6 protein-coding genes, 1 pseudogene and 1 riboswitch are annotated in these 5,850 nt (G+C 65.3%); of the genes and pseudogenes, 3 read left to right on the top strand and 4 right to left on the bottom strand.

Annotated elements, in window-relative coordinates; genetic code table 11:
- Positions 1 to 582, top strand: a pseudogene (locus DH10_RS19775) (hypothetical protein); the annotation flags it as partial.
- A gap of 3 nt (positions 583 to 585) precedes the next feature.
- On the opposite strand, the gene DH10_RS19770 reads toward DH10_RS19775, so the two are convergent.
- The 4 genes from DH10_RS19770 to DH10_RS19755 are packed head-to-tail and all read right to left on the bottom strand — an operon-like array spanning position 586 to position 3,652.
- Entirely contained in the window at positions 586 to 885 is a 300-nt protein-coding gene (locus tag DH10_RS19770) for a CcdB family protein (RefSeq protein WP_192247143.1), read from the bottom strand.
- Positions 885 to 1,127, bottom strand: coding sequence for a type II toxin-antitoxin system CcdA family antitoxin (locus tag DH10_RS19765; protein WP_192385252.1), 243 nt, complete (start codon positions 1,125 to 1,127; stop codon positions 885 to 887). The genes DH10_RS19770 and DH10_RS19765 overlap by 1 nt, the downstream gene beginning before the upstream one ends.
- Before the next feature lie 58 nt (positions 1,128 to 1,185).
- Entirely contained in the window at positions 1,186 to 3,006 is a 1,821-nt protein-coding gene (locus tag DH10_RS19760) for an ABC-F family ATP-binding cassette domain-containing protein (RefSeq protein WP_192247139.1), read from the bottom strand.
- A 1-nt stretch (position 3,007) separates the two neighbouring features.
- Entirely contained in the window at positions 3,008 to 3,652 is a 645-nt protein-coding gene (locus tag DH10_RS19755; RefSeq protein ID WP_192247132.1) for a thiamine diphosphokinase, read from the bottom strand.
- Between the two features lie 146 nt (positions 3,653 to 3,798).
- A riboswitch (TPP riboswitch) is annotated at positions 3,799 to 3,913 on the top strand.
- Positions 3,914 to 3,955: 42 nt separating this feature from the next.
- Between DH10_RS19755 and thiB the strand changes: the two genes are divergently transcribed.
- Both thiB and DH10_RS19745 read left to right on the top strand, forming a co-directional pair.
- Positions 3,956 to 4,966, top strand: coding sequence for a thiamine ABC transporter substrate binding subunit (gene thiB / locus DH10_RS19750; RefSeq protein ID WP_192247130.1), 1,011 nt, complete (start codon positions 3,956 to 3,958; stop codon positions 4,964 to 4,966).
- Positions 4,967 to 5,180: 214 nt separating this feature from the next.
- Positions 5,181 to 5,850, top strand: a 670-nt coding sequence (locus DH10_RS19745; protein ID WP_343221583.1) for an ABC transporter permease subunit, incomplete at its 3' end; no start/stop codon positions are given.

Below are 5,850 nucleotides of genomic sequence, written 5' to 3'. Positions count from 1 at the left end.
GCGCCGGCGACGGCCCAGGCGACCGTGCCGGTCGGCCAGAAGGCGATCTTCTATGAGGAGCGCACCAGCACGCAGCAGGGCACAGCCGAGCCCGGCAGCATCGTCTGGTCGCTGGTGCAGGAATCGCCGGGCGGGGAGCTGCCGCCGGAGCCGGCGATCCGCGCCGAGGCGGCGATTCCCGGCAAGGACATCCAGCTACGCATGACCATCCGGCGCAACACCGACCAGACCCTGCCGGCCAGCCACATCATCGAGATGATCTTCCTGACGCCGGAAGGGTTTGACGGCGGCGGCGTCGACAACATCCTGCGCATCGCCATGAAGAGCTCGGAGCAGGATGCCGGCAGCCCGCTGATCGGCATCCCGGCCAAGATCGCCGACGGCTTCTTCCTTGTCGCGCTCAACGACACCAAGGCCGACGAGGACGCCAATCTGACGCTGCTCAGGGGACAGGACTGGATCGACGTGCCGGTGGTCTACAAGACCGGACGTCGTGCGCTGCTCACCATGGAAAAGGGGATCCCCGGCGAGAAGGTCTTTGACGAGGCGCTGAAGGCCTGGGCGGCAAAGACGTCGGGGTAGTGCTCAGAAGCCTTGGAACACCATATCGAGGGCGACGACGATTTCGTCGTGGTGTCTGGCAAGATTTCCTTCTGCCGCTCGCAGTTCGGAAGCCATCAAAGCCGACATGAATTGGGTGACCATCACGTGGTCTTTGCCATCGATCTTGAAGGTCGGGTTCAGCCGGTGGGCTGGCAACGGCGCCATGTTGGGCGGCAAGAGCGGGACGACTACTTTGGTGTCGAGGTGCTCCAGCAGGTCGGACTGGACATCGAGAAGATAACCATCGCTTCCAGCGCTTCGGTAGAAATCATAACGAGCCATCAAAACAGCCGGTATTTGGCCAAAGGCAGACCGTTGCGCTTGACGTAGTCGTTGGAGCTTTCCAGCGCCTCCTTGTTCTCCTCCTGCCAGCGACGCGTCTTTTCGGCAGAAATCGCCTTCGCTATTCCTTGCTCGGCAGCGCGAGACATGTTGATGCCCAATGCCTTGGCCTCTTCGATCAATCTGGAATCAATCGAGGTGTTGACCGATTTGCGTTGCGGTTTCGCAGTTGATTGGAGCATAGCATACCTCTGCATTTATGCGCATAAGATAAGCGCATAAATGCATGCAGGCAAGTCGTCACCCCTCCATCTCCTCCCGCAGCATCTCCAGCTCCAGCCACTCTTCCTCAAGTGCCGCCAGCGTCGTCCGTTCCTTGTCGAGAGCGGCGATGGTCTTCTGGAAAGAGACCGGGTCGCGCTCGTAGAAGGATGGGTCGGCGATGTTGTTCTCCAGCCTGGAGATCGAGGCCGTCACCGCCTCGATCTTCTTCGGCAGGGATTCCAGCGCGAACTTCTGCTTGAACGAGAGTTTCTTCGCCGGGCCTTTCGAGGTGGCCTGCTCAGTCTTGGGCGCGGCGTTTGCGTCCGTGGCTTCGGCCCTGGGTCTTGCCCTGCGATCCTCCAGCCTCGAGCCGCCGCGCTGCGCCAGCATGTCGGAATAGCCGCCGGCATATTCGATCCAGCGGCCGCCGCCGTGGGGCGCGATGACGCTGGTGACGGTGCGGTCGAGGAAATCGCGGTCGTGGCTGACCAGGATCACCGTGCCGGCAAAGCCTGCGACGAGCTCCTGCAACAGCTCCAGCGTCTCCATGTCGAGGTCGTTGGTCGGCTCGTCGAGCACCAGGAGGTTGGCGGGCCTGGCCAGCACGCGGGCAAGCAGGAGACGCGCCCGCTCGCCGCCCGAAAGCTCGCGCACCGGCGTGCGCGCCTGCTCCGGTTTGAACAGGAAATCCTTCATATAGGAGACGACGTGGCGCTGCTCGCCATTGACCACAAGGTTCTCGCTGCGCCCGTCGGTGAGATAATGTGCCAGCGTCTCCTGCGGGTCGACGGCTTCGCGCTTCTGGTCGAGCGTCGCGATCTCCAGATTGACGCCGAGCCGCACGGCGCCCGCGTCCGGCGCCAGCTCGCCGGTCAGCATCTTGAGCAGCGTCGTCTTGCCGGCGCCGTTGGGGCCGACCAGGCCAACACGGTCGCCGCGCTGGATGCGGGTCGAAAAACCCTTGACCACGGTCAGGTCGCCAAAACTTTTCTCGATGTTCTTGGCCTCGATCACCAGCTTGCCGGATTCGGCGGCGTCGCTCGCCACCATGGTCGCCGAGCCCTCGGCGCCGCGATGGCTGCGGAAGCGCTGGCGCATGGCCTGGAGTTCGCCCAACCGGCGCATGTTGCGCTTGCGCCTCGCCGTCACGCCGTAGCGCAGCCAATGCTCCTCGCGCACGATCTGGCGACCAAGCTTATGCTGCTCGCGCTCTTCCTCTTCCAGCACCTGGTCGCGCCATTCCTCGAAATGCGCAAACCCCTTATCCAGCCGCCGCGTCTGGCCGCGGTCGAGCCAGACCGTGGCGCGCGAGACGCGCTCGAGGAAGCGGCGGTCGTGCGAGATCAGGATGACGGCGGACGAGGTGCGGGCAAGCTCCTCTTCCAGCCATTCGATGACCGACAGGTCGAGATGGTTGGTCGGCTCGTCGAGCAGCAGGATGTCGGGCTCGGGCGCCATGACGCGGGCAAGCGCCGCGCGGCGCGCCTCGCCGCCGGAAAGGTCGTCCGGCCGTTCCTCGCCGGTCAGGCCGAGATGGTCCATCAGATAGGTGGCGCGATGCGGATCGTCGGCCGGGCTCAGCCCTGCCTCGACATAGGCGCGCACAGAGGCAAAGCCATCCATGTCAGGCATTTGCGGCAAATAGCGAACCGTCGCCGAAGGCTGGCGGAAGACCTCGCCATCCTGCGGCTCGATCATCCCGGCGGCGATCTTGAGCAGCGTCGACTTGCCGGAACCGTTGCGGCCGACCAGCGCGATCTTCTCGCCGGCGGAGGCACTGAGCGCAGCACCGTCGAGCAGCGGCGTGCCGCCAAAGGTCAATTTTATGCCGTCGAGATTGAGAAGAGGCGGAGCCATGTCAGCTTTCGGGAAGAGGATAGGGGTGGGCGAGCAGCAGCGCCCGGCCACGCTCGAGCGCGATCTCGAGCCGGCCCTTGACCTCGTTTGATATAGTGAGCGAGGAGCCGAACGCCACCTCGACACGGTCAAGCGGCCACTTGGCGCCGGAGACCGTCAGGCCGGCGAGTTCGGAAAAGCCGAGCACCGAAAACAGCGTGCCGTCGGCATAGTCGAAGCCGGCCTTGCCCGGCAGGATGGGCACGCCTTCCTGCGCGCCGCTGGTCAGCAGCACCGTCGTGCCTGCCTCGGCCAGCCGCACGCTTAGAGCCAGATGCAGGAAGGCATGGTCGGCGCGCTTGCCGCCGAAGGCGCCGGCCAGCACCAGGCGCGTGGCGCCGCGCGCAAGCGCCTCGGCGATGGCGAGCTCGCCGTCCGTCATGTCCTTTTCAGCCGGAAAGATCTTGCGCGGCACGGCGGCAAGATCCTCCGGCAGGTTCGCCGGCACGGAGTCGAAATCGCCGACCCACAGCTCCGGCACCAAGCCAAGCATGCGGGCATGGCCGATGCCGCCGTCGGCCGCGATGACGCGGGAGCCTTCGATCTGGCGATCGAGCCGAGGCGTGCGCACGAGGTCGCCGCCAAGCAGGATGGTGAATGTGCCCATGGGCGTCGCCCTTACCAGCCCCGCCCGCGAAACGGAAGCCAGGCGCATCCAAACGGAACGGCGCTGCGTTCCAGAGTAAGCCGTGATGCATTGGATGCCAGGCAAACTTCCGCTTGCGCCCCGCATCGGCCGGGCCTATGTCTCGAAACGCTCTAACGGGGTGCCGGACGCTGACTTTGCGAACCGGCTGAGAGGCGACAAAGCCAACCCGCTGAACCTGATCCGGTTTGTACCGGCGGAGGGATTAGACGTTTCGGACCATCCGACGCCTCAATTCCTTTAACGCGAACGAAGGAGGCGCCGATGCGCTCACTGTTGTCCCAGCTTATTCTCGCAACGGGCGTTGTTTCACTTCTGGCAGGCATCGGGCCCGCCGAGGCGAAGGACAAGCTCACCGTCTATACCTATGAAAGCTTCACCGCCGACTGGGGTCCGGGACCTGGGGTGAAGAAGGAATTCGAAGCCGAATGCGGCTGTGATCTCGAATTCGTATCTGTCGCCGACGGCGTGGCGCTGCTCAATCGCGTCAAGCTGGAGGGCGCCGGCACCAAGGCCGATGTCGTGCTCGGCCTCGACACCAACCTGACGGCCGACGCCAAGGCGAGCGGGCTGTTCGCGCCGCATGGCGAAGTGTCCGGCATCAATGTGCCGGGTGGCTGGAGCGATGATACCTTCGTGCCCTTCGACTACGGCTATTTCGCCGTCGTCTACGATACCGAAAAGCTGAAGAGCCCGCCGAAAAGCCTGAAGGAACTGGTCGAGGGCGCCGGCGCCGACAAGATCGTCATCCAGGATCCGCGCACCTCGACGCCGGGCCTGGGGCTGCTGTTGTGGGTGAAGTCGGTCTATGGCGACAAGGCGCCGGAAGCATGGGCGAAGCTCAAGGCAAAAGTGCTCACCGTGACGCCGGGCTGGAGCGAGGCCTACGGCCTGTTCACCAAGGGCGAGGCGCCGATGGTGCTGTCCTACACCACCTCGCCGGCCTACCACATGGTGGCCGAGAACACCGAGCGCTACCAGGCGGCGTCCTTCGAGGAGGGCGAGTACCTGCAGATCGAGGTCGCCGGCATCACCACGACCGGCGCGAAGAACCCGCTGGCGGAAAAGTTCATTGCCTTCATGACAGGGCCGAAATTCCAGGACGTCATCCCCGAGACCAACTGGATGTTCCCGGCCGGCAAGACCGACAAGCCGCTCAATCCTGCCTTCGACAAACTGGTGAAGCCAACCAAGACCCTGCTGTTCAGCCCGGAGGAGGTCGCGGCCAACCGCAAGGCTTGGGTGGATGAATGGCTGGCGGCGATGAGCAAGTGACTGCGCCTTTCACCTTCCCCCTTGTGGGGAGGGTCGATCCGCGAAGCGGAGCGGGGTGGGGGTAGCGACGTTGCGGACTTCCTCACCCCCGCCCCGGTTCGCTGATGCCGCTTCGCGGCATCCGCTCACCGACCCTCCCCACAAGGGGGAGGGTGGCAGGCCGGCGCCTGATTCCCGCATAACCGCCGGCATCGTCGCCCTTGCGGCAGTCGCCGTGCTCATCGGCGGCGCCTTCGCCGGACTCATCCTCGAAGGCGCCCGCGACCCGTCGGGCGCTGCCGGCGCCTTCGACAGCTATCTCTTGCGCGTCGCCCGCTTCACGCTGTGGCAGGCGCTGCTATCCACATTGCTGTCGGTCGCGCCGGCGCTGCTGGTGGCGCGCGCTCTGTCCCGGCACCCGAAGTTTCCCGGGCGTCGCCTGATGCTGCAGCTCTTCACCGTGCCGCTGGCGCTGCCGGCAATCGTTGCGGCGCTCGGCGTGTTGGCGCTCTACGGCCATGCCGGCTATTTTGCCGGCGTCCTCGGCGGCCTTGGCGGTCAGGAATGGCCCGGCATCTACGGCCTGTCCGGTATCCTCGTCGCGCATGTCTTCTTCAACCTGCCTTTGGCCACGCGCCTGTTCCTGGAGGCGCTCGGCACCGTGCCCGCCGACCAGTGGCGGCTAGCGAGCCAGCTCGGCATGGGGGCTTGGCCGGCGTTGCGGCTGATCGAATGGCCGGCGCTGCGCGCGGCATTGCCGGGCGTCGCCGGGCTGGTCTTCATGCTCTGCATCACCTCCTTCACCATCGTGCTGACGCTGGGCGGCGGACCGGCGGCGACGACGCTGGAGGTCGCGATCTACCAGGCGCTGCGCTTCGATTTCGATCCTGCGCGGGCCGTGACAC

The sequence above is a fragment of the Mesorhizobium silamurunense genome (assembly GCF_014843825.1).
Classification (GTDB): Bacteria; Pseudomonadota; Alphaproteobacteria; order Rhizobiales; family Rhizobiaceae; genus Mesorhizobium; species Mesorhizobium silamurunense.
The sequence above is the reverse complement of the archived record's forward strand: the minus strand, read 5'-3'. Positions and strand labels throughout refer to the sequence as shown.

Coding starts and splice junctions, on each gene's coding strand:
- DH10_RS19770 (WP_192247143.1), bottom strand. CDS start 885: ATGGCTCGTTATGATTTCTACCGAAGCGCTGGAAGCGATGGTTATCTT.
- DH10_RS19765 (WP_192385252.1), bottom strand. CDS start 1,127: ATGCTCCAATCAACTGCGAAACCGCAACGCAAATCGGTCAACACCTCG.
- DH10_RS19760 (WP_192247139.1), bottom strand. CDS start 3,006: ATGGCTCCGCCTCTTCTCAATCTCGACGGCATAAAATTGACCTTTGGC.
- DH10_RS19755 (WP_192247132.1), bottom strand. CDS start 3,652: ATGGGCACATTCACCATCCTGCTTGGCGGCGACCTCGTGCGCACGCCT.
- thiB (WP_192247130.1), top strand. CDS start 3,956: ATGCGCTCACTGTTGTCCCAGCTTATTCTCGCAACGGGCGTTGTTTCA.